Annotated in this window: 20 protein-coding genes; 7 read left to right on the top strand and 13 right to left on the bottom strand. The window is 36.9% G+C overall.

The genetic code is table 11. The features are described 5' to 3' along the window. Positions 1-192 precede the first annotated feature (192 nt). The 4 genes from CHI06_RS11265 to CHI06_RS11250 all read left to right on the top strand — a co-directional run bounded on the left by CHI06_RS11265 (position 193) and on the right by CHI06_RS11250 (position 2,430). The gene (locus CHI06_RS11265; RefSeq protein ID WP_095248645.1) at positions 193-1,215 is read left to right on the top strand and encodes a hypothetical protein; all 1,023 of its coding nucleotides are present in this window, start codon (positions 193-195) and stop codon (positions 1,213-1,215) included. Between the two features lie 201 nt (positions 1,216-1,416). Next, positions 1,417-1,806: a hypothetical protein gene (locus CHI06_RS11260; protein WP_095248644.1), complete on the top strand. Its 390-nt coding sequence runs from the start codon at positions 1,417-1,419 to the stop codon at positions 1,804-1,806. 42 nt (positions 1,807-1,848) lie between these two features. Then, positions 1,849-2,172: a hypothetical protein gene (locus tag CHI06_RS11255; RefSeq protein WP_095248643.1), complete on the top strand. Its 324-nt coding sequence runs from the start codon at positions 1,849-1,851 to the stop codon at positions 2,170-2,172. A 9-nt stretch (positions 2,173-2,181) separates the two neighbouring features. Next, positions 2,182-2,430 carry a dockerin type I domain-containing protein gene (locus CHI06_RS11250; RefSeq protein ID WP_142300948.1) on the top strand — a complete coding sequence of 83 codons (249 nt, stop codon included), beginning with the start codon at positions 2,182-2,184 and terminating at the stop codon, positions 2,428-2,430. Between the two features lie 63 nt (positions 2,431-2,493). Here CHI06_RS11250 and brnQ read toward each other — a convergent pair whose 3' ends face one another. The 13 genes from brnQ to CHI06_RS11190 form a co-directional block, all read right to left on the bottom strand. After that, a complete protein-coding gene (gene brnQ, locus CHI06_RS11245) occupies positions 2,494-3,819 on the bottom strand; it encodes a branched-chain amino acid transport system II carrier protein (protein WP_095248641.1) in 1,326 nt (441 codons plus the stop codon). A 46-nt stretch (positions 3,820-3,865) separates the two neighbouring features. Next, a complete protein-coding gene (locus CHI06_RS11240) occupies positions 3,866-4,825 on the bottom strand; it encodes an AraC family transcriptional regulator (protein WP_095248640.1) in 960 nt (319 codons plus the stop codon). Positions 4,826-4,961: 136 nt separating this feature from the next. Further along, positions 4,962-5,786 (bottom strand): rhamnulose-1-phosphate aldolase, encoded by an 825-nt coding sequence (gene rhaD / locus CHI06_RS11235; RefSeq protein ID WP_179292603.1) that lies wholly within the window; start codon positions 5,784-5,786, stop codon positions 4,962-4,964. A gap of 327 nt (positions 5,787-6,113) precedes the next feature. After that, a complete protein-coding gene (locus tag CHI06_RS11230) occupies positions 6,114-6,875 on the bottom strand; it encodes a DeoR/GlpR family DNA-binding transcription regulator (RefSeq protein ID WP_095248639.1) in 762 nt (253 codons plus the stop codon). Positions 6,876-7,045: 170 nt separating this feature from the next. Beyond that, complete coding sequence (gene rhaA, locus CHI06_RS11225) at positions 7,046-8,299, bottom strand: L-rhamnose isomerase (protein WP_095248638.1); 1,254 nt, start codon at positions 8,297-8,299, stop codon at positions 7,046-7,048. Between the two features lie 19 nt (positions 8,300-8,318). Then, the gene (gene rhaB / locus CHI06_RS11220) at positions 8,319-9,737 is read right to left on the bottom strand and encodes a rhamnulokinase (protein WP_095248637.1); all 1,419 of its coding nucleotides are present in this window, start codon (positions 9,735-9,737) and stop codon (positions 8,319-8,321) included. 151 nt (positions 9,738-9,888) lie between these two features. Continuing rightward, on the bottom strand, positions 9,889-10,497 hold the full coding sequence (locus CHI06_RS11215; protein WP_095248636.1) for a hypothetical protein: 609 nt from the start codon (positions 10,495-10,497) through the stop codon (positions 9,889-9,891). A 158-nt stretch (positions 10,498-10,655) separates the two neighbouring features. Then, positions 10,656-15,722 carry a rhamnogalacturonan lyase family protein gene (locus CHI06_RS30915; RefSeq protein ID WP_095248670.1) on the bottom strand — a complete coding sequence of 1,689 codons (5,067 nt, stop codon included), beginning with the start codon at positions 15,720-15,722 and terminating at the stop codon, positions 10,656-10,658. A gap of 290 nt (positions 15,723-16,012) precedes the next feature. Next, positions 16,013-16,135, bottom strand: a complete 123-nt coding sequence (gene sda, locus CHI06_RS31065) for a sporulation histidine kinase inhibitor Sda (protein ID WP_142300947.1) — start codon at positions 16,133-16,135, stop codon at positions 16,013-16,015. 4 nt (positions 16,136-16,139) lie between these two features. Continuing rightward, positions 16,140-18,209: a bifunctional aldolase/short-chain dehydrogenase gene (locus CHI06_RS11205; protein ID WP_095248635.1), complete on the bottom strand. Its 2,070-nt coding sequence runs from the start codon at positions 18,207-18,209 to the stop codon at positions 16,140-16,142. Positions 18,210-18,390: 181 nt separating this feature from the next. Further along, positions 18,391-18,858 carry a PTS sugar transporter subunit IIA gene (locus tag CHI06_RS11200; protein ID WP_095248634.1) on the bottom strand — a complete coding sequence of 156 codons (468 nt, stop codon included), beginning with the start codon at positions 18,856-18,858 and terminating at the stop codon, positions 18,391-18,393. A gap of 184 nt (positions 18,859-19,042) precedes the next feature. Continuing rightward, positions 19,043-19,393: a hypothetical protein gene (locus CHI06_RS11195; protein WP_095248633.1), complete on the bottom strand. Its 351-nt coding sequence runs from the start codon at positions 19,391-19,393 to the stop codon at positions 19,043-19,045. A 131-nt stretch (positions 19,394-19,524) separates the two neighbouring features. Next, positions 19,525-20,211 (bottom strand): hypothetical protein, encoded by a 687-nt coding sequence (locus tag CHI06_RS11190; protein WP_095248632.1) that lies wholly within the window; start codon positions 20,209-20,211, stop codon positions 19,525-19,527. Positions 20,212-20,425: 214 nt separating this feature from the next. Between CHI06_RS11190 and CHI06_RS11185 the strand changes: the two genes are divergently transcribed. From CHI06_RS11185 to CHI06_RS11175, 3 genes are all read left to right on the top strand, one after another. Next, the gene (locus CHI06_RS11185) at positions 20,426-21,343 is read left to right on the top strand and encodes a DMT family transporter (RefSeq protein ID WP_095248631.1); all 918 of its coding nucleotides are present in this window, start codon (positions 20,426-20,428) and stop codon (positions 21,341-21,343) included. Between the two features lie 22 nt (positions 21,344-21,365). Further along, a complete protein-coding gene (locus CHI06_RS11180; RefSeq protein ID WP_095248630.1) occupies positions 21,366-21,932 on the top strand; it encodes a cysteine dioxygenase in 567 nt (188 codons plus the stop codon). Between the two features lie 200 nt (positions 21,933-22,132). Next, positions 22,133-22,924 (top strand): ABC transporter ATP-binding protein, encoded by a 792-nt coding sequence (locus tag CHI06_RS11175; RefSeq protein ID WP_095248629.1) that lies wholly within the window; start codon positions 22,133-22,135, stop codon positions 22,922-22,924. Positions 22,925-23,522 lie beyond the last annotated feature (598 nt).

Here is a 23,522-nt window from a genome sequence, read left to right as displayed (position 1 = left end):
AGAAGCTATTGGGGTTATCAATTGGGTATAATGCACTAAATATATTTAGATAAGGTGATTTTTAGATATTTTCTAATATTAATCGATATAAAAGTCACTCATAAATACCCCCATATGATGCTTCGTAACACCAACCTATAATGAAATAGTAAAATCACAATATTCGGAAAATGAGAAAGGGTGTTACAAAACTTGAAAATGAAAACTTCAACTCCATTTAAAGTTGTATCTACTTGTTTTTTAGCAGCTAGTTTGCTAGTTTCGGGTACTCTTCCAACATTTGCAGAAACTACCAATCCAAGCAAAATCACCAACGCCGAACAATATCTTCAACATTTATCCAAGCAAGACAGAGACCGAATTCATAACAATCAAGAACTGGGAGTTCCAAATAAACACCTGTCTCCTACTCTTGAAACTTTCAGTAACAAACCTGTAAATATTATTGTTCAATTTGCACAGGATCCCGCTGAAGCAGCTGTAAAAAAGAAAGTGCTAGGTGCAAAGGATGCCGAAAAGAATAATGTTACTTTAGAGATACCTGATTCCATCAATGTAAAGGCCAACAAAACGTTGGATATAAAACCATCTATTCAAATACTAACTTCTGCAGAGCTTGGAAATTATGAAGGATACATTTATTTTACCAATAAAGAAAATAACGAGGAAGTTTACCAGGTGCCTTTTGGATTTAAACATATAAAAGAAGGCATAAACGAGGTTGATGCATACTTTACTTCCTTCACTACAAGACGTGACTTAAACAATTCGGCCTATGGATTTACCCCAATTTTATTTTCACTAAGCAGTTCGATGGAAACAGTAGATGTTGTATTAAAGGATGCAGACACAGGAGAAGCTCTTGGACTTATTGATGCTTATCAAGGCTTTTTCCCTGAAGAATTGATCTACGAGACCGAGTTTGGATTTAATGGATTGTATGTTCCATTTACAGGTAACGCGGATAACCCTGTTGCATATGCAAAGAAACTGGCTGCACCTGGAAAGTATGAAGTAGAGATTATAGCAACTAATAAAGATGGCAAAGTATTCAAAAAGTCGGATATGTTTTTCATTGAAAATACGCTGCCAGAAATATCAATGCAAACTCTAGGTGGCGTATATGAAGTAAACGAAGAAGGCATGACGATTAAAGGGAAAATCTTTGACAAGCATGTTGACACCATGAAGGAGAATGGATTTACTATCGATTAATCTTCAAATAATGTTTACCTGTTAAATGAATCATTCACTCCTATCTCGGTTGACAAATATGGTAATTTTAACTTTAATACTGTTCTGCCTAACGGCAAAGATTTCACGAAGGCAACACTTCAAACCTTCGATAACGTACTCAATGGTATGCAGGACCATCCGGATTTCACTTACACATTTGTCAAACAAGGTATTCCATACATGAAGCTTGTTTCTAACAAAAATAATGCAAAGTATGGCGATACTTTGACGGTAACAATGAGTGCACATCATATTAAAGACTTAACTGGCGGGGAGTTCACATTAGCCTTTCCATCCAGCACCTATGAAGTTACAAATACATCATTAAACAAAGATTTTAAAGCTTATGCCGAAGCACACAATTTGCAGGCTGACCTTACAAAAGGAGAGATTACGACAGCAGGCAGTCAAAATAGAATTACTTTGAGTAAGGTGTTGACAGGTGAGACTGTCCAGCCGATTCTAACATCAATGCCATTAATTGACGTAACATTAAAAGTAAAAGAAAATCCGAGCAGCTATATCAAATGGATTCAAAACATTAATGTATTAAACACAAAAGCATTTTAATTAAACGGTGACCCTATAGCCATTCATGGTTTTGACCAGGGTGTGAATATCGTCCCAACTGTTTCTCAGCTTGAGGGCGGCATACTTGCAGATGGCTTCCTTGGTGAATACGGCATTTGGTTAGATTATAATAAGGATTTCTCTAAAGCAGGTATGACAATCGAAGCTGTCGGAGAGGACGGGAAAACGTATAAAGGAGATTTCAACTACAGTGCACGTTACTTCTTAAAAAAACTTCCTGCAACAGATCAACACTATGATATTACCGTTAAAATACCAGGTCATTTTGATCGTCATGTAACGGTTAGTGACTTACATGATATGTATAATGGTGAATCTGCGGGTCGAATGACTTATATTTTCTAGGCCTCAGTAATGGGTGGAGACGTAAATAACGATAATGTAATTGATATTATGGATGCAGACTATATCAGAACATATTGGGGGAAAGAGAAGCGGGAAGCAGACATCAATTTTGATGGTGTCGTAGACGCAAAAGATATGCAATTTATAAAACAACACTATTTAAATCAAAACCCTGATGTCCAAAAAGCTCCTAAAGCTAAAGAGATTTACAAAGGAAAAAGATTAGAAGATATATTAACAGAATTAAATATTCAGTAATTTACTTCTAAAAAAACGAGAAACCGCAGTATTGATGGTTTCTCGTTTTTTCCATATCATTTACTACAGATTTGTTTTCATTATAGGAGATGAACCTCTTAACCAACCTAAAATATATCCAACAATTAACCCTAATAGTGCAGGGATAAGCCACCCTAGCCCTTCGATATAATAAGGAAGAATTTCAAATGCCTCACTCCATTTACTATCTAAAAATACTTTGTTAATGGTGTCTAAAACACTAAAAAGGGCAACAAAGCCGATTACAGAGCTATAAATATATCGATTTCTTTTAATAATATCATCCAGGAGACCTAAGAAAATTAGTACAATGGCAATTGGGTAGATCATACCAAGAATGGGTACAGATATTTGCAGGATTTGTGTTAAACCTAAATTTGCTATTGCAGTACTAAGAACAGCTAAGATAACAACCCATACTTTATATGCGACTTTTGGAATGGCATTGGAGAAGAATTGGCTGCATGATGTAATTAAACCAATCGACACACAAAAACATGCCAGTGTAAAAACGATACCTAATAACAATGTTCCGCTTCTTCCGAACAGATAGGTCATGATGTTGGACAAAATGATTGCTCCATTTTCAGCTTGTCCTAAAGAAGAACTCGCGGCCCCTAGATATCCCAAAATAAGGTAAATCACCGTTAATAACAAGCCCGCACCTAAACCTGCGTACATCATATAGCGCGATTTCTTTTTGGAGTCAAGTACACCTTGTGCAGTCAATGTGTTTGCAATGACAATACCAAATGCGAGGGCTGCCAAGGCATCCATGGTTAAATAACCCTCTAATATTCCTTGGAATAAAGGATTCTCCTGATAATTCCCAACTGGTGATTCAAACGAACCAATTGGATCCATTAAACTCTTTACAAAAATAATGGCTATCAAGGTTAAAAGGATTGGTGTCAACAGTTTCCCAAAAAGACTAATCAGTTTAGAAGGATACATACTCAACCAGGCGGCTAATCCAAAAAAGATGATGGTATAGAGTAATAAAGAGATCGGACCTTCAACCAAATTCTCCTGTAAGAAAGGTGCGGCCCCCATTTCAAAAGCAAGGCTTCCTGCACGAGGAATCGCCAGTCCTGGGCCGATTGCAATATAAATCAAAAATGGAAATATCAATGCAAATAAAGGGTGAACTCTAATGTTCAGCTCGTTCAAGCTTCCTACCTTTGCAACTGCAATCACTCCTAATATCGGCAGTCCTACTGCTGAAACAATAAAACCAGCTAAGGCCAGCCAAATTTGATCCCCAGCTGATTGACCGAGAAAAGGTGGGAAAATAAGGTTCCCTGCGCCGAAAAACATAGAAAATAACATAAAACTAATAAAGACTACTTGCTTAGCAGAAAAATTCATGATGTATCTCCTTAGGTGTAATAAAAAACAACATTTTAAAATTATATCATTTGTTGGCTCTGAATTCCTTTGGTGTCTGCCCAAATTTCCCTTTAAAAATTCGATAAAAATAACTGATGTTATCATAACCAACCTGTTCAACAATCGAAGCAATTGGCAAATCGGTTCCTTCTAACAATTCTTTTGCTTTTCCCAGCCTTCTTTCCTGAAGAAGGTCTTTAAATGTACGGGAAGTCGCCTTTTTTATCTTTTTACTTAGACCATAATGGGATTGATTTAATTGCTCAGCCAATTCGTATAAAGATGCTTCTTTATAGTGTTCCTCTATATATTTAAGTGACTCCACTACCATATAGTGAGTGATGGAGGCTTCTTCTTTTCGTTCTACCCGATCAGAATTCTTGATAAGCTCTATCATAACTAGCCCCATGTAAAGCTTGATGGCAGACTCTGAGAAAGTGGTGGGATACATAATTTCATGAATCATTTTTCTAATTAAATCCTGTATGCCTTCCACTTCCGAAACTTTAAAATAAAGAAATTGCCCATTCTGTGTATTATTGTAGAGGCTGCTCAATAAGAAATCACTGACAATATTACCTGAGCTTAAATAAGAAAAAATAAAATCAAAAAAAGCAGGGCGAATAATAAAATTAATGACAATGTCTTCTTTGGCACAAGCTTTAATCTCATGTTCTATATGCTGATTTAATAGAAGTAGCTCCCCTTTTTTTAAAATGATCGGTTTCCCTCCGACTGTCTGCTCCAATTTCCCGTTATAAACATAATTTACTTCAATATAATCATGTTTATGTAGGGGGAAATCTACAAATCGAGTGTGCTGGCGAACCATAATCATCTTTTCTTTACTTAAAAATTTTTCACTTTCAATAATAAAATTTGTCTTACTCGTATATAGTTCTTTACTTACTTTCGCTTGCTGTTCAAGAATACTCTTCTCTTCATCAGTAATCTGTAAAAGCTCGTTTAGTAGTTCTTGATTCATGGTTCACCTTTTCCTATTTTCCAATTCATTATTATAAGTAGTATAATACCATTTCCTTTTATCCATTAGAACAAAAAGGTGTGCTCCATTTTGGGAGCACACCTTAGATTATTTCTTGTTAACTATCCTTAAACATTTATAAAATCCCTTTTCGTGGAACAACACCAAATGCATCTGCAAGCTCTTGCAACTGAGCATCGGTAATTGTTTGTTTTTTTCCGCCTTGGGCACAAACAATTGTATATACTTCAGCAGCTTTTTCTGCTGTTTCAATCAGACCAAAGGTTTCATCTAATGTAGTGCCAGCGCCGAAAATTCCATGATGCGGCCAAAGTACAAGACGGACATCCTCCATTTTTTCAGCAGTTGCTTCACCAATGGCATTTGTGCCTGGAACAATCCATGGAATGATTCCTACACCTTCAGGGAAAACAACCAGACATTCAGTGCACATTTCCCATAAGGTTTTTGTAAAATCCTCTTCCTTCAAGCTATGTGTAAAGGACATCGCAATAAGATTGGTTGCGTGACAGTGCATAATAACCCGATGGTTTTTATCAACTGCTAAACGCTTCATATGGTTCATAAGATGTGTGGGTAATTCACTTGTTGCAACTCCGCCATCTTCAAATCCCCAAAGGATTTCATAACTTTTACCGTCCGCTGTAATGCGAATGAGACCTAAGTTATTCGCTGGATCTCTCTTTACATTCTTAAAATATTTCCCTGAACCCGTTACGATGAAATATCTACCAGCTAGTGCTGATGCATCAAAGTTCATCGGTACTGTTTTTTTCACATTATCAACATTTAAATATGGAAGAACTTCATATTCATGTAATAAATAACTGATATTCCCCCCATTTCGTTCATCCCAGCCTAAACGATATAAATTCGAAGTAGTTTCTAACATTTCTTGTAAAAATGGGGCTGTATAAATTGCACCTTTAATCATTGTCATACTCATCTTGATTTCTCTCCTTTTATTGGAACTATTTATTTCTGCAAAAGTTTGTTTTTTATATTAATTAGTTTTATTTTATTCATTACAATGAAAGCATACTCCCAAAACAAACATAAATCAACACAAATACATATAAATAATTTTGTTTATTTTTGCTTAATCAACATATTCGTCACAATTACACCCATTTCTTTTTGTTTTACCAAGAATTTTGTCACAATTTGTTAGATGCTCTTCTTCGTTTAAACAAATAAAAGCAGACCATTACGGTCTGCTTATAATCTATTTCTCTATAAAGTTTTTATTGCGTTGGCAATTTTTAATTTAATTTGCTATCGTTACATTTATGTTTCTTTCTTCTAACTGTTTTTTAGTTTGTTCATCTATATTCGAATCGGTGATAATCGAGTGAATCTTTGATACAGGAGCAATTTGTGAAAAAGCCCGTGTTCCAAATTTACTTGAATCAACCATTAGAATGGTTTCATCTGCAATATCTATCATTTGTTTCTTCAAAAGTGCTTGTGACTCATTAAAATCACTTAGCCCCTTTTCTAGGTGGACGCCTTTACATGATATAAACGCCTTATTAACGTGATACATTCCCAGCGATCGTTCAGCAAGCGGACCGACATAGGAAAGTGATTGTGCCAATAAAATACCACCTGTAGAAATCACTTTAATTTGATCCTTTTTGCTTAACTCAATTGCTACTTTAATGGAGTTAGTGAGGACAGTTAACGGGATGTCCTCTAATTCCTTTGCTACATACCAAGCCGTTGTACTTGCATCTAACACGATTTGATCGCCAACCTCAATGGATCGTACAGCTTCTACTGCAATTACTTTCTTCTCAGCAGCATTGGTAATTTCTCTTTCCAAATAAGAAGTTTCTCCTTGATCCTTTTCAATACTAACCGCACCGCCATGGCTGCGCATCAATAGGTTCTCTTTTTCAAGCTTTTCAAGATCACGACGAATAGTTTCCTCCGTAACAGAAAATATCTTGCTTAGCTCAGTAACACGTATACTCAACTTTTCATTGACTAGTTCAACAATCTTTTTATGCCTTTCTGCAACAAGCATTTACTAATCCCCTTCCGAACGAACACCTTAACACTTTGTTTTTTGTTGTTTTATGTTTATTTTACCTTTGTTTATATAATAAATATACCATATATCTTGTTAAACAAACACATTTTCAAAAAAAGAAGACCCAACACGGGCCTATTATCCCTTATTGAGTCTTTTCTTACTTATCGCTTAGATAAAACCTCATTCTCATAAACCTTTACTTCTTCTAACCATGATTCTCTCACTGGAACACCCATTTTTTCACAGTAATAATCCCAAACTGCACCGAATGGATAGGTTTTAAATTCTTCCATTAATGCTAGTCTTTCTGTAAAGTTGCCTTCTTCTTGAAGCTGCTTTAAATATTCATTTGGTACTAACATCGCATATAGCAACGCTTTAATCATATTACGTGTACCAATAGTCCAAGCCGCAACACGGTTAATACTTGCATCAAAGAAATCAAGTCCGATGATAACACGGTCTAAGGCATCATTACGAACGATTTCAAGTGCGATTTCTTTTAATTCATCATCAAGAATAACGACATGGTCGCTATCCCAGCGAACTGGTCTTGAAACATGCAACGCAAGCTTCTCGCTAAACAATAGCATAGAGGATATCTTATTCGATACCGTTTCAGTTGGGTGATAGTGCCCAGTATCTAGTAAACATAATTTATTATTTTTCATGGCATAGTTTAGATAAAATTCGTGTGAACCAACTACATACGATTCAGAACCAATTCCAAATACCTTACTTTCCACAGCATCTAGGTTGTAGTTTTCATCTTTTTCGACTGCAAAAATCTTATCTAATGAATCTTTTAATCTTTTCCTAGGAGTTAGTCTGTCACTTGGGATATCCTTATAGCCATCTGGAATCCAAATGTTCGTTAATGCAGGTGTACCTAGTTCTTTCCCGAAATACTCACCGATTTTACGGCTGCCAATACAGTGATTAATCCAGAATTCACGGATCTCTTCGTTCGGATGAGATAATGTTAAACCATCAGCTGCTTTTGGATGCGAGAATAATGTTGGGTTATAATCCAAGCCAAGTCCCTTTTCTTTTGCCCAGTTTAACCAATTCTCAAAATGCTTTGGTTCAAGCTGGTCTCTTTCAACAACCTCACCATTTGTTTCTGCATAAATTGCATGTAAATTGACTCTATGTTTTCCCGGGATTAACGATAGTGCCTTGTCTAAGTCACTTCTTAATTCCTCAGGCGTTGTTGCTTTACCTGGATAGTTTCCGGTTACATCAATGCCGCCAGATAATTCGCTTTTGTTTACTTCAAATCCACCAATATCATCGCCTTGCCAGCAATGTATAGAAATAGGTACGTTTTTCAATTTTTCTACAACCTCATCAACATCTACTCCCCATTTTGCATAGGCTTGTTTCGCAAGTTCATAGTTTTCTTTAATGGACATTTTTATCTTCCTTTCGTATTTAGCTTTTAACGTGCTGCGCTGGTACATATTTTTTCACTTCAAATGACTTACTAACAATACACCGTGCTTCTTTAATATCACTGATTTCTCCCAGTGCCATTAATTGGGCTGCGATGTTACCAATTGCCGTTGCCTCAACTGGTCCAGCATATACCTCTTTTTTTGTTACATCGGCAATCAGCTGGTTCAGCATTTCATTTTGACAGCCGCCGCCGATGACATTTATTTTCTCAAACTGCTTTTCAAAGATTTCTTCTATTTCCGTCACTGCCTCCTGGTAGCTTTCTGCTAAACTTTCAAATACACATTTTGCTACTTCCCCAGGTGTGCTTGGGATTGGCTGCTCTGTTTCTACACAATAATTCATGATTGCTTCAACCATGTTTTCGGGTTTTAAGAATCTGTCATCGTTTACGTTTACCTTCGATGTAAACTCCTTCGCCTCTCCCGCTAATTCTACTAATTTTGCAAAGGAATATTCATCATTGTAGTTTCGCTTTACTTCTTGAATCATCCAAAGTCCCATGATATTTTTTAAGAAGCGGTATTGATAATCGATGCCGCCTTCATTTGTAAAGTTATAATCCAATGCCTTAGTGACACATATTGGGAAATAGTTTTCAACGCCAATTAATGACCAGGTACCAGAACTGATATAAATCGATTCATCCTCTTCCGGAACGGCTATGACTGCTGAACCTGTATCATGTGTTGCTGGAAGAATAACTTGTAGGTCAAACCCAAGCTCTGAAACTAGTTCTTCTGACAGTGTCCCTAGAATTGTTTTAGGAGTTTTAATTTCCTGGAACATCTCTCTATTAATCCCAAGGACATCTAATAACTGATGATCCCATTTTTTCGTAAATGCATTTATCAGTTGGGTAGAAGACGCATTTGTATATTCATTTGCTTTCTTTCCTGTAAGTAAATAATTGAAGTAATCGGGAATCATTAAAAATGATTTCGCTTTTTCGAGTATTTCAGGATTATTCTTTTTAATAGAATAAAGTTGATAGATAGTATTAAACTTTTGGAATTGAATACCTGTTTCGAGATAGATTCTTTCCTTTGAGAAAAGCTCAAAGACTTCTTCCATCAACCCATCTGTACGTGGGTCACGATATGAAACGGCCTCTGTTAATGGCAGGTTGTTGTCATCTAATAAAAGAAAATCAACAGCCCATGTATCTATTCCAATACTATCTGGCTTAATGCCCATTTCTTTGCATTTTTTGAGTCCATTTTTAATTTCTTGAAAAAGATTATCACTTTCCCAGCAAAAGGAATCTCCTTTTTTCACGATTTTGTTTTCAAAGCGATGAATTTCTTCTAGTTTTAATAAACTACCTTCAAGATATCCTAATATAAGTCTTCCACTTGATGCCCCGATGTCGACGGCTATACTGTATTTTGGCATTAACATCACCTTTCCGTTGGAAACGCTTACTGATAACTCTATCTTACAAGAAAAATAGGATTTTACTATATCGTGATTCAACTAATTTATTGTCCTTATTTGCACAAAAAAAATAGGAGATCTTTCAAGTTGAAATGATCTCCTACTTCATTTATTCAGAAATGAGTGAAAATAACTCATTTATTTGCTCCAAATTTTTTGTATTACTAGGGATGCATAATACCATATTTTCATCCAACTTTAAAGGAGCCAAAAGATTAATGTCCGAGGTGCTAATTCCATAAACTTCTTCATTAGAAGGTAATCGTTTACCGGTTCCCTTAAGATCATTTATCGCTAACAATGAATTTTGCTGTGATGAGATTTCCTCAAAGAGTTCTTTATTAACAATCAGCAAATCAATAGATCCAGTAGTAATCTGTGCGACCATTTTTTGTACACCTGCTCGGGAAGCCGCGTCTGGGCTTGATTTATCATAGGATAAAGTTTCTATAAAAACTTCTTCATCTGCTTTGTCTTTTACTAGCTCGTTTGTTAATTGATCTTGTAATTGAGCAATACCTTCTGGATTAACCCCATTACCTAAAATTGTAATATTGAGGTACGCCTCTTTTTTCTCATCGATACTACTTATTAGTAGGATTAATAGGATGATTGCAGTAATGCTCCCAATGATATGAAACTTGTAATAGTCCCAGATATATGCAAATCTTTCTTTTGTGCTCATGGGAGCAAGGATTGCTTTGATGTTTTGCTTCAATTGTTGTTACTCCCTTCCATGACGGATAGTCGCTTTCAAATGATAGTTAAATATAATTTTAGTATAAAAAAACTTATAATACCACTGGTAGCTGCTTCAAAAAAAAGTAATCATAAAACATGGCCCAAAGGATAATACACTTTGGGCCATGTTTACTTTTACTTTTTCAAAACTTCAGCAAATTTGAATAGCATTTGTGCTTGTTTTTCTGTGAAGTCTGTATTCGCTTTTGCTTTAACTTGGTTGATATAGGCATTTAGCTGTCCATCTCTTGCACCTTTGTCACCTTGTTCCTCTGAAGCTTTTGCTGCTTCCAGTTTAGCATTTAAAGCGTTCAAAATGTTGCTATTGCCCTTTGATTCAGTTAGGAACAACTGTGTAAGTTTTCCAAGACTATCAAAATCAACATCAACGTTAATCGTAACGGATTTGGTCGAGCTATTTCCAGCCCTGTCTACTGCATCTGCCTTGAGGGTATGGTTTCCTAACCCAAGCTCATAAGCTGGTAACGAAACATCCTCACAAGTTGAGGATGCAACTCCCGATAAAGCATCTTCTGCCTGACAAGTAATAGTAACAAATTGATCCACATTGAATACTGTTCCGTCCTCAACCGAGAAGGTGATCTCTGGAGCAGTCTTATCAATGTTAATCTCAATTGTTTTCTTTGGTTCGATGTTACCACTCTGGTCGACACTCCAATAATCAAGAACATGTCTGCCATCTTCTGTAATGGTAACTGTACTGCCTTCTTGGTCGGCTGAACCATTTAATGAATAATAGGTTGTTTTAATACCAGATTGATAGTCATATCCAGTTAAATTTACTGTTACTGGACTATTATACCAGCCTTCAATTTCTGCCCCTATTACCTCATTTTCCGTTTCTGGCGCATTCACATCCGGTATTTCTACTACATCAATGCTTGGTACAGGAGGCTTTGACATGCCTGTTCCAAGGAAGAAGCTAGTATGCGGCGGCTGGTTATATCCGACGTTTTGCCATGCAATTGATAATCGATACTGAGGGTCATGCATTAAAGTGTAGAGTCTATTGTCAGTTTCCTCTGTTGTCATGTACACCCTAATTGCACTGCTGTCATCTGTTCTCCAAATGATTTCTTCTCTCCAGTCACCAAACATATCAGCTTGCAAAACAGGATTTCCTTTAGTGCTGTTATTAGATTGTGTTCCATCAGCAGTTAGGATATTTACTAGCTTATTATTTTCATAATCCCATTTGTCGATCGTTCCTACACCTGTTGCTGTGGTATCATTCCACTTATGGTCAACTAGTTCGCGGGATAAGTCGCCGTCCCACCAAATAGCAAAGTTGCTGGAAGGAATGTTGTCGGAAATTTTTTCACCTTTTGCTGTATGGATTCCGCCTTCCTTACTATTCCAAGCACCCGAGATTGCCCATGCTTCTGCCCCTTCATACCTCGGGTCAACATCAGCAGACACTCCGCGACCCGTATCCTGTCCTGTTTTCACACCCCATAGGATTTCACTCGTTTCCGCATCGCGCATGTCATATCCAAATGGACCGTCTTTATGCTCTTGTACAGCAAATACCTCAAGACCTGGTCTAGTTGGATCAAGATCACTCACATGTTGAGCATCCCCATGACCTAAACCTGTTGTATATAAGCCCTTGCCGTCATCATCGATTACAGCTTGACCGTAAACAATTTCATCTTTGCTGTCGTTATCGACGTCTGCCACACTTAAATTATGGTATCCTTGACCAGCATATTCTCTTTGACCTTCATCGTTTGAATCAAAGACCCACTGTTTTGTCAATTTACCATTTTTAAAATTATATGCGGCAAGCACTGATCTCGTATAATATCCACGTGCCATGATAATGCTAGGATTCTCGCCATTTAAATAAGCTACAGCCGCAAGGAAACGGTCCACACGGTTACCGTATGTGTCACCCCATGCACCCACGTCACCACGAGCTGGTTCATAATCTGTAGTATCAAGTGCTTTTCCGGTCTCTCCCTCAAATACAGTCAAGTACTCTGCACCTTGAAGAACGTAACCTGAACTATTACGGTGGTCAGCATCTGCTCGGCCGATAACTGTTCCCAGACCGTCAATCGTTCCATCTGCCGTTTTGAAAACAATTTCAGCTTTACCATCTCCATCAAAATCATAAACAAGGAATGGAGAATAGTGAGCTCCGGCACGGATATTCTTGCCTAAATCTATACGCCATTTTAAGGTTCCATCCATTTCATAAGCGTCTACATATACATTTCCTGTATAGCCAGCTTGTGAGTTATCTTTGGAATTGGTTGGATCCCATTTTAATACTAGTTCATACTTTCCATCACCGTCTAAATCACCGACACTCGCATCATTTGCACGGTATGAATATGGATCGCCAAGTAGGGTCACACCGTCCGCTGGTTTTTGAAGCGGAATATCAAAATAATTTTGATTCAATACATTCGTGGTTTCCTTTGATTTTCTTTCTTTGTCGTCAATTACCGCACGCACTTCATACGTTGATTCAGCTTTTCCATCTTTGTCAACATAGTTTGTACTCTCCGCAATGGTATCAGAATTGATCTTTTCACCATCACGATAGACGTTAAAGCTAATACTCTCAGGATCGGTTCCGAGCATTCTCCAGCTGACAAAAACACCTTCTTCTGTTTTCATCGCAACAGGTGCACGATCAAGATCTTCCATTTGACGTTTAAGTTTTGTTACTGCTGGAGTTTTTAATATTACAGATTGCTCAGAAATTCCACCAGCATTCACTGCAGCTACCTTATAAAAATAAGCAATGGTAGTTAATACACTTTCATCTTTGTAAGAAGTAGTTTTTGTTTTACCGATATATTCGTATGTCCCATTCTCCTTTTTAGAACGGTACACATTATAGGTTATAGCTCCTTCTACTTGCTCCCAACTAATCATTAGGTCATTCTTATTTACTTCTCCAACCTTTAAATTGTCTGGTACAGCAGGAACTGGCTGTGACGGATCAATCATTACCACTTTAAGAGGCAGTGAAGGATCTGTTTCCACATTGGCATTATCTATTGTGGTAGCAACATATTGATATTCCATTCCAACATCCACGGTATTATCAGTATAAGTTGTTGTAGTAGAGCTGCCAACTAAGGTAAATTCACTTGTACCTGCAACTTTTCGATAAACATTATACTTTGCCGCATCGTCTACTACTTTCCATGAAAAAGTTACAAATGGATTTTCAGCATCTAATGACTTTTCATCCAATTTCAGTTCAGAAGGAGCAATCAATATTGGAGTTATTTCAACACCATTTACAATACCTGTGGTACCTCCGAAACTAAAATTCATCTGACCATCCTTCACTGAAACCTGTGAAACAATCTTGGTTGTATAGTTCTTGTTAGGTGCAGAAATTGAACCATAATCCTGACCTTCGACAGCCAAAGTAGTTCTGGCACTTCCTAAGAAATCACCAACATAGACTTTTACTGCATAAAGACCATTAGGTAAATCCACATTAAATTTCCAACCCACGTTAAAATAACCTAACCAGTCTCGAAGAAGATCTCCACCCGTACCACGGTCACGGCCAATCATACCTTGAGGATCTACGATTCCAAATCCTCTATCAGGTGTATATACAGTTGAAAGATTGACTCCCGTGTAACCATCAGCAATAGGATTACCTGCTAAGCCGAAGTCAAACTTTAAGGTTGCTTTTTTCGTTGTAAATTGTTTTACATCTGATAATTCAGATTCACCTTTTCCATTAACTGCAATTACATAAACATCATAGGTCTTCCCTTCTTCCATTCCTGTAGTATTCAGTTGAGGAATGGTTGAGGTACCTACCAATTTATAATCGCTGTCAGTTGAAAGTTTTCTGTAAATCTTGTAAATGTCTGCCCCTTCTACCTTAGTCCAGGTTACAAGTGCACCCGCATTACTAATGCTGCTTACTGAAACATTCGTTGGTTTAGCAGGAACATTTGCAGGAGGTTCTATACCTGTAACAAACTGAGAAAGTGGAATATTCAGATTTTTAATTTCATCTGACACTAAACGTGCAAGCTGAATGGCACCGTATTCTTGGAAATGTGTATTATCCTGGGAACCATTTGGGAAAGCAGTATAAACGCCTGGATCTGTATGTAAAAATACAGAAAGACTTCCTTCAGGGCCAATGGTATCATAATAGGCAACACTGCGTGCACTTAAATCGACAACGTCGACATCCATTTCTGCTGATACTTCCTTCATACCCTGAACATATTCTGGAAAGCTGACATTAAACTTTCCTGTCGAGACGTTAAAATCACGTCTGCCAACAGGAGTTACAAGGATAGGAGTTGCACCACGCTGGCGTGCGCCATTGATATAGGTTTTTAGATAATTTTTATAATCTGGTACCGATGCATATCTTTCTGGAATACTGATAGTTGCATCATTATGACCGAATTGAATTAGGAAAAAATCGTTTGGTTTGATTTCTCTTAAAATGTTATCTAGACGACCTTCATTAATAAACGACTTTGTACTTCTTCCGCCAATGGCGTGGTTTTTAAAGGATACATCTGAGCTGAAAAAGCGCGGAATCATTTGACCCCATCCGGCTTCAGGTCTCCAATATTCATCATAGGTTTGAACCGTTGAGTCCCCTGCAATATACACGGTTGGAAGTTCTCCCGCCGCTCTTTCTGGAAGTTTCTCAATGATCATTCCATTAACTTTTGGATTAGTGCCTGTAAATTCGAAATTTAATTGACCATCAACTAGTGAAATCTCAAATGTACGTTCGATATAATTTCCTTTTGCAACTGCAGCATTTTGAACTTTCTGAATATTTTCCACCTTGACTCCTACATCTGCACTGTCTGCTTCATCTCCTGCAATGACAGTAATCGAATAATCGCCAGTTGGCAGATCCACGTTAAAGGAATTACCAGTTGTAGAAACAAAATCTGATTTCAAGGGGTCTGATGTTGTACGATCTGTTGAGGTTACCTTGGAGATATCAGCAAAACCGTAGCCTGCTTCTGCCGAATAAGCTGTGTCTGAAGAAACTTTAGTATAGCCTTCTTGAACGGAACTTGATGGTGTTCCGAAATCAAACTTTTTTGATAGCAATGGTTCTTCAGCTGCCGCTTGAATTGGCACTGCAGGTAAAGAGGTTAAAATTAACAATAGACTTAGAACAACTGCAAATAACTTGCTCTGTTTTTTTCTTTTCATCCTCAAAAAACTTCCTCCCCCACTAACTCTTTTTTCATTATCTGATTACTCCATTAATTTACTCCTCCAAAATCATCCCCTTTCCACTACTTTGGTAGCGTTTCCACTTGTATAATAGCTCCATTTGCTACCTTTTAGTTAGATAGATATCAGTTATTAATGTTTAAAAATCAGTGCTTGGCAAAAAATGTGTATTTTTACCTACTACTTATTAAGTGTTTGAAGAACAAAAGAAGGATAGAAAAGACTCTCTACCTATTGATAGAGAGTCTTGATTTTGGATTAGTACTTTAAAGAGTATTTCGTTTATTGGTAATTTCACCAACTATTAAATCAATAAATTCTTTTTGTAGGTTTAACTCAATGGACCTATTTAATATCTCCACCAAATGAACAACGCTTAAATTTTGCATTATTTTATCTTGTAAAAGCAGCTGGTACACCGCCGTCAACGGTTAACATACAGCCTGTTGTTTTTTCGGATTTTGAAGAAGCAAAGAATGCAATGGATTCTGCAATATCCGATGGGTAGATATTCACTAGTAGTGTCGTACGCTTACGGTAGTGTTCTTCTAATTGATCTGGGTGGATTCCGTATGCTGCCGCACGTTCTTCACGCCAGTTTGATCCCCAAATGGCAGAACCTTGAAGAACCGCATCTGGAAGAACAGAGTTTACACGAATTCCGAATTCTCCGCCTTCTGCTGCAATACATCTTGCTAAGTGTGTTTCCATTGCTTTCACAGAGCTGTAAGCTGCGGCATTTTTACCAGCGTAAACAGAATTTTTTGAACCGATAAATACCATGTTACCGCCGATGCCTTGGCCTTTCATTTGCTTGAACGCTTCGCGGGCTACTAAGAAATAACCTGTTCCTAACACATTCATGTTTAAGTTCCACTCTTTGAGAGAAGTCTCATCAAATGGACTAGATGTAGCAAGACCTGCATTGTTAACGATAATGTCTACACCGCCAAAGGTACGAGCTGTTTGATCGAAAGCAGCTTGTACTTGCTCTTCGCTTGTAACATCCATCTTAACAGCAAGTGCACGATTAGCACCGTATTGCTCGTTAATTTCTGCTGCTACTTTTTCTGCGCCTTCAAGATTTAAATCTGCCAACACAACATGTGCGCCTTCAGATACGATACGGCGAGCTGTTGCACTACCAATTCCACCTGCACCACCAGTGATGAAAGCTACTTTTCTAGAAAATTCAGCTTCAGCTGGTGCAAGAGTTAATTTATATAATTCTAATGGCCAGTATTCCACATTGTAAGATTCGTTTTCACTTAAAGAAACAAAGCTTCCTAGAGTTGTAGAACCTTTCATAACCGCAATTGCACGGTGGTATAAAGCACCACTTACTCTTGAATTATTTACATCCTTACCTGAATTCACCATACCTACTCCAGGAATTAAAATAACACGTGGAGCTGGTTCAAACATTTTGTCGCCTTCATTTTTGTTACGGTCAAAGTAAGCTTTGTATCCTTCTTTGAAGCTGGCAATACCTTCTTTTACACTTGCAATTAAGCTTTTCACATCTTTTGTTTGTGGATCCCAATTGATATATAGTGGAACCATTTTTGTATGAACTAAGTGGTCTGGACATGCTGCACCAATTTGCGATAGCTCAGGTGCTTGATAGCTGTTAACAAATTGAAGTACATCTTCACCACGGTCGTACGTTAATAGCATTTTCTTTTCTTCACTAACAGCACCGCGAATGATTGGCATTACTTTTGCTAGAATGCTAGTTGCTTCCTCGTCAGATAGAGATACGAATTTTTGACCGCCAAATACTGTTTCCTTATTTACTCGGTCATTTATAAATTGTTCTGCTTCATTGATGATTTCAATTGTTTTTGCGTAGGACTCTTCTGAAGTTTCACCCCACGTTACAAGTCCGTGTTTTTCCATTAATACTAGTTCAGTATTTGGATTGTTTCTTACGCCTTCAGCGATCATTTTTGAAAGGGTGAACCCAGGGCGTACATATGGTACCCAAACAAAACGATTTCCAAAAATCTCTTCTGCCAGCTGCTTACCATTATCTGCACAGCAAAGGCTAATAATTGCATCTGGATGTGTATGGTCCACATGTTTAAATGGTAAGAATGCATGCAATAACGTTTCGATGGAAGCTCTTGGATGTTTGCTGTCAATCATGCAATGTGAAAGGTATGCAACCATGTCTTCATCTGACATATCATCTCGCTCAAATAATGGGCGAATATCTTCTAAGTTTAGACCTGTAAAGTTATGCACCTTCATTGTTGCTAAATCAGAACCGCTTCCTTTTACCCACATAACCTCTATATCACGTCCGCGGAAATCTTTTTCCGTTGTTTTCATAGAAGTGTTGCCGCCACCCCAGTTACATACGGCACGATCTGATCCAATCAAATTGGAACGATACACTAATTCTTCTACCCCTTTAGATACTTGTGCAGCTTTTTCACTATCCCAATAATTTTCTACCATCCGAAATCCCCCGTTTATATGTTTGTTAACTTCTGTAACTTATTATAATACACTTTTGTTTATTTTTGAATACATAAATTAATATTTGTTTATATTTGTTTTCGATTTGATTATTTTTGATTAAGTGACGATTGGCCACAAAAAGGGGTGTGATTCCATATGAGGAACCACACCCTTTTGATTACTTCGTAATTCTTACTCCTTGTTCTGCAATGACGACTCTTTCGTTTTCAGCCAAGTTGGTGAATATCACTGGTGTAATAATCGAAGGTACTTTTTCTTTTATGGCTTGGAAGTCAGCTTCAAGCAGCTTTTGACCCTTTTGGACACTTTGACCATCACTTACAAACGCTGTAAAACCTTCACCATTTAGGCCGACTGTTTCAAGACCCACATGAATTAAGATTTCCCTGCCACCATTAGACTTTATGCTGACCGCATGTTTTGTTGGAAATACACTGATTACTTCTCCATCAACAGGAGAAACAACACTCCCGTTTGTTGGATTTATTGCAAAACCATCACCAATCATTTTTTGAGAAAACACTGGATCTGGAACAACATCTAAAGGAACAATTCCCCCTTCTAATGGCTGCAAAATCGTGGTTTCACTTTCAATCTTTTTGTTTTTAAATAAGTTTTTAAACATATATAAAACCGCCTTTTTTAACTTGAATGAATAGCTTCAAGACATAAAAACTATTCTCAAATCATTTTTTCTCCGATTATTATTTTCTCCTAATCACATTAATTTATCAAAATATACGCTCGGTACTTTATATTTATAAAATAGAAAAGACTCACGAATCTGCGCCAATTTGGTAAAGATTTTCTTATACCATTTTAGAAAATGTTGTGCTAAGGTTTTTTAATGTATATAATCTTGCGGTTAAGATAAATAATTCACTGTAGTTATTTTTCACGTATTCTTCAATGATGTTTATTCCTCTATGAAATTGGTCCACTAAATAATGCGTGTACTTTTCATCCCAATCAAACTGGTTTATTCTTATAAGTTCCTCTGCAACTATTTGAAATTTATATTCTTCAATAAGAAGTTTTATTTGATACAGTTTATTTGTATCTATTCTAAAATTGTTTTTACTTTTTTGACTTTGAACAAATTTAATAAAACTTTTAATATTTTCCGCTAAGATAATCGCTTTTTGCATTTCGAATTCCATTTTTCCATCTCCTCCGTTTTCCTTAACATATCTCTATGAAGATTGTATGTATACGGAAGAAATGATGCCACCCATATTCCAATAATTGTTTTCCACACTGAAGTACCCCTTAATACTAAGGGGTTTATTGATTAATTAAATTTCTTTGCTATTTTGGAATGGGTAACTTCAATTTTACCTGGTAAAACAAAAAGATACTCAATTATATTTTCTAGTAGATCAACTAATAATGAGGTTGTCTCATAATCCATTTCAGTTTCTAATTCAAGCATTTTATTTAAGGGTCCCTCTGTGGCAAGCAACTGGCTCAGCGATTGAATCGGCTTTGCTAAGTCCACATGATTTGGGAGGATTTCTAGTTGTTGTGATAAAGGTTGACCTTTACTTTTTTCTTTAAGAAAATGTTTCAGGATACTTTCAATTACACGTTTGGACATTACGGCAGTTGCTGAATTTTCTCGTGTTTGATGGACATTAATCGCTGAGCGATAAGCCCTGATAAGGTCTTTAGGTATATTAGGCAGACTTTCGATATGATTAATGAGATGTTTTGACGCTTGGACATCATAGATATAGGTATCTGCGTTTTCTCCTTCATCGTGACCATCCTTCGTCATAATAATAAAAACGGTAGATTTTTTACATGTAGGACAACTAGACTCCGTTAACAATCCATTCTTACTGCTTTGGAAGTTAGCATTAATCACAAACTCAGTAGTATTTCGGCACTCTGGGCACTCACTTTGAATGCTCTTTGGTATTTTCACATTCCCATATCTAATGTAAGAATTGACGGAGCCAGGATTAATTCTTCTCATACGTTATCCTCCTGATTATTCCACTTTTGTATAATACAATCTCCCGATTCGGATAAAATTATTACATCTCTTACCGTTAGTTTTTCCCTAAAAAGAAAAATATCATATGCTCAAAAGCTTTTTATTCAAATTAAATAAAAATAACTTTGATTGTTGGCCTAGGACAAGCATAAAATGAAATAACTATCTTTTAACCGAAAGGGATTGCTCAGTCATGACTTTTAATAGACCGAGGTTAACCGCTTCGCTGTATGCGTTAATGTCGATTAGTGTTTGGGGAGTTTCATTTGTATCGACCAAGGCTGTGCTAGAAAAGCTAGACCCCTTTTCGTTACTCGTTATACGCTTTGGAATAGGAGCATTATTTCTTTTGTTGCTTTTATTATTGCAGCGTCATCGGCTATATATCTCCATTAAATATGTTCCTCATTTAATGGTTTTAGGGATTCTTGGAGTATTTGTTCATCAGGTCCTCCAGGCAACAGCATTGTTAACGATCAACGCTTCTGCTGCAGGTTGGCTCATTTCGTTCTCCCCCATCTTTACAGTTATTCTTTCGCTCCTGTTTTTGCATGAAAAGATGAACATCACAAAGGCTGTTGGAATGGTGCTTGCGGTAACTGGAGTCCTTATTGTTACCTCGACACGAAGTGGACAATCCATTCAATTCGCCATGAATATCGGCTTCCTGCTGATGATTCTCAGCACGTTGAATTGGGCAGTTTATTCAGTACTCCTAAAAAGTTTGAAAATTCCTTATCCTCCTCTTGTTGTAACGTTTTATATGTGTTTATTAGGTTTGATTTTAACTACACCTTTTATTATACGAAACAGAGGATGGGAAAACCTAACCTTGCTGGACCATTCGGAGTGGGCCCATTTGTTGTTTCTTGGTGTCTTTGTATCAGGAATTGCTTATTGGTATTGGGGAAAAGCACTTGAAGTTTTAGAGGCTTCAAAAGTTTCGATGTTTTTATATTTGGAGCCTATCGCGACTTTAGTTGCTGCTGTTTTACTCTTACAGGAAAAGGTTTTACTCATAAGTGTGATAGGCGGAATCATAATTATAATAGGAGTGGTTATCGTTAATGATCAGCTTGTACCTATATTGTTGCGCTTCTTAAAGAAATGACGGATATAGGAGGAGAAGCTTTATGACTTTAACAGCTAAGATTAAGAATGTTTTAGATTCCTTAAAAAGTCCATCTAAAGCCGATCTAAAGGATGCATTGTTACAAATTGATATGAAACTTGATGATCTTACACAATTGCCAGAACCCTCTGAAGGAAAGCCTTACAATCGAAAGCTTCTATATAAAAACGATGAAGTCGAACTGCTTGTCATGAATTGGTCTCAGTTGGAGTGTGCCCCTCATGATCATGGTAATTCCCACGGCTGGATACAAGTGATTTCCGGCACTTCCCTTAATTCTGTTTATGAAGTTAAAGGAAATAGCTTACCTAAAGAATTGTTCTATCAGTACCATCATAAAGGTCAATATTTTTATACACCCAAAAAGGCTGTCCATAAAATGAAAGCCTCTAACCATACAGATATGGTGACTCTCCATCTCTATTCCCCTCCCATTACTGGAATGATTGTCTACGACTTACAAAAATGTGCGGCATGTATTGTAACAGACGATTGCGGCGCTTGGTGGCCTGATGAACAATATCAGAAGGTAAAAGAGATAAAACTAAATATGAAGTTAAACAAATGAGACCTGAAATCCAGGTCTCATTCTGTTTTTGAAACTAGGGATTAATCGATTATCAAAAACATAGAATATACCACTTCTATTATGCCAGGGAGTCTAACTAACAAGCGAATTGGTGAATTATGTTATTATTAAGAAAACTAACTACCACAACTTGATTATAAGGGAAATCTGGTAAAGAAATTTATAGGGGGGAATAGAATTTGGTTCTTCAAATAGAAAATCTCTTTTTGAGACGGGGAGAAAAATGGATTTTACAGGATGTTAATTGGCAGATTGAAAATGGACAAAACTGGATATTATTCGGTCTAAACGGAGCTGGGAAAACATCTATTTTAAATTTACTGAATGCATACACCTTCCCGACAAAGGGGAAAATTAGTGTTTTGGGTATGGAATTTGGGAAGACCTATCTTGCGGAACGACTTCGGAAACAAATTGGATTTGTTTCCTCATCCCTTCAACAAAAATTCTACCAGGATGATAATGCATTTGAAGTTGTTTTAAGCGGTGCATTTGCTTCCATAGGTCTTTACGAAACACCTACAGATGAGATAAGAAACAAGGCAATTACATTACTCAAAAACCTTGGATGCATCGATTATGCAAATAGAAATTACGAAACTCTCTCCCAAGGGGAGAAACAACGAGTGCTCATTGCTCGTGCACTAATGGCAGATCCTCCATTACTAATTCTCGACGAGCCTACATATGGATTAGATTTTATTGCACGGGAAAAATTGTTAGAATCTATTGAAGAAATTGCGAAAAGTCCCAATTCACCCACCATGATTTATGTCACCCATCATGTGGAAGAAATCTTGCCAGTCTTCAATAAAACATTCCTACTGAAAGAGGGACAAGTTTTTGCCTCTGGAGACACAAATGAGTTAATCACGAGTGAACGGCTTTCCCAATTTTTCGAGCTTCCAGTTAGCGTGATTTGGAAAAACAGCAGGCCTCTGCTTTCTAAAGTTCAAATGGTTGAAAAATGATATAAAGTATAAAACACTATAATGATTAATTAATAACTATAAAAAAACCTAACGGGTTCCGTTTCCTATCGCAAAACGTCAATTTGCACAGGAAAATGCAAACCAAAATGTAATTCTTTTTGCACTTTAAAATGTAGGGCAATTTGTAAGGCTAAAGAGATTAGAAAATATTAGAAATAGCAAGGGTTTATCCCCTTGCTACTTCTGTTGTAATTCCTAATTCTTCGGATTACGAATTACAAAGTTTGTAAACCATTTCCGCCTTCTCCGTGCCGATTTCGTGAAGGTATGAGTATTATTAGGCGGAGAATTTCCTGCTAATGTATATATAGGAAGCTTAAGAAGCAAATATAAGCGGAGATATTCCGATTAACTGCTCTATATAAGACAAAATCCAAAGATTTGGATACTATAACCGGAAAAACTTCCCTTATTTTAAAGGAAATATGGGTATTTCCCAATTTAGCCGGAATTTTTCCGTTTATTTTTCATATACAGTGAAATCAACATTCAGTTATAACAGAGTCTAACCCTAAATAAAAAAACACCTTCTGTATATCAATTTGAAAGTAAAAATGAAGAGTATATTGCTGCGGTA

The sequence above is a fragment of the Bacillus sp. 7884-1 genome (genome assembly GCF_002272245.1).
Lineage (GTDB): Bacteria > Bacillota > Bacilli > Bacillales > Cytobacillaceae > Neobacillus.
Note: the sequence above shows the minus strand (reverse complement) of the source record. Positions and strands in the feature narration are given on the sequence as shown.

Excerpts from the sequence above, each read along its gene's own strand:
- CHI06_RS11260 (WP_095248644.1), top strand. The coding sequence starts at position 1,417 with ATGAAGCTTGTTTCTAACAAAAATAATGCAAAGTATGGCGATACTTTG.
- CHI06_RS11250 (WP_142300948.1), top strand. The coding sequence starts at position 2,182 with ATGGGTGGAGACGTAAATAACGATAATGTAATTGATATTATGGATGCA.
- brnQ (WP_095248641.1), bottom strand. The coding sequence starts at position 3,819 with ATGAATTTTTCTGCTAAGCAAGTAGTCTTTATTAGTTTTATGTTATTT.
- CHI06_RS11240 (WP_095248640.1), bottom strand. The coding sequence starts at position 4,825 with ATGAATCAAGAACTACTAAACGAGCTTTTACAGATTACTGATGAAGAG.
- rhaD (WP_179292603.1), bottom strand. The coding sequence starts at position 5,786 with ATGACAATGATTAAAGGTGCAATTTATACAGCCCCATTTTTACAAGAA.
- CHI06_RS11230 (WP_095248639.1), bottom strand. The coding sequence starts at position 6,875 with ATGCTTGTTGCAGAAAGGCATAAAAAGATTGTTGAACTAGTCAATGAA.
- rhaA (WP_095248638.1), bottom strand. The coding sequence starts at position 8,299 with ATGTCCATTAAAGAAAACTATGAACTTGCGAAACAAGCCTATGCAAAA.
- rhaB (WP_095248637.1), bottom strand. The coding sequence starts at position 9,737 with ATGCCAAAATACAGTATAGCCGTCGACATCGGGGCATCAAGTGGAAGA.
- CHI06_RS30915 (WP_095248670.1), bottom strand. The coding sequence starts at position 15,722 with ATGAAAAGAAAAAAACAGAGCAAGTTATTTGCAGTTGTTCTAAGTCTA.
- sda (WP_142300947.1), bottom strand. The coding sequence starts at position 16,135 with ATGCAAAATTTAAGCGTTGTTCATTTGGTGGAGATATTAAATAGGTCC.
- CHI06_RS11205 (WP_095248635.1), bottom strand. The coding sequence starts at position 18,209 with ATGGTAGAAAATTATTGGGATAGTGAAAAAGCTGCACAAGTATCTAAA.
- CHI06_RS11200 (WP_095248634.1), bottom strand. The coding sequence starts at position 18,858 with ATGTTTAAAAACTTATTTAAAAACAAAAAGATTGAAAGTGAAACCACG.
- CHI06_RS11195 (WP_095248633.1), bottom strand. The coding sequence starts at position 19,393 with ATGGAATTCGAAATGCAAAAAGCGATTATCTTAGCGGAAAATATTAAA.
- CHI06_RS11190 (WP_095248632.1), bottom strand. The coding sequence starts at position 20,211 with ATGAGAAGAATTAATCCTGGCTCCGTCAATTCTTACATTAGATATGGG.
- CHI06_RS11185 (WP_095248631.1), top strand. The coding sequence starts at position 20,426 with ATGACTTTTAATAGACCGAGGTTAACCGCTTCGCTGTATGCGTTAATG.
- CHI06_RS11180 (WP_095248630.1), top strand. The coding sequence starts at position 21,366 with ATGACTTTAACAGCTAAGATTAAGAATGTTTTAGATTCCTTAAAAAGT.